General features: G+C 45.1%; 1 pseudogene. It reads left to right on the top strand.

Features of this window, described 5'->3' with window-relative positions:
- Positions 1-277: pseudogene (gene slp / locus SB719_RS19835) on the top strand (outer membrane lipoprotein Slp); the annotation flags it as partial.

The following is a 277-nucleotide window of genomic DNA, read 5'->3' as shown; positions in this document are numbered from 1 at the left end:
ATAACCAACCTGATATTCAAAAAAGTTTTGTTGCTGTTCATAACCAGCCGGGGTTATATGTTGGTCAACAAGCGCGCTTTGGTGGGAAGGTTATCAACGTTATCAATGGCAAAACGGATACGTTGTTAGAAATCGCTGTATTACCGTTGGATAGCTATGCGAAGCCTGATATTGAAGCCAACTATCAGGGCCGACTGCTCGCCAGACAAAGCGGCTTCCTTGATCCAGTGAACTATCGTAATCACTTTGTTACCATCCTCGGCACCATTCAGGGTGA

This window comes from Pantoea sp. SIMBA_079 (assembly GCF_046940275.1).
GTDB lineage: Bacteria > Pseudomonadota > Gammaproteobacteria > Enterobacterales > Enterobacteriaceae > Pantoea > Pantoea borealis.
This window is presented reverse-complemented; position numbering and strand designations above follow the sequence as displayed.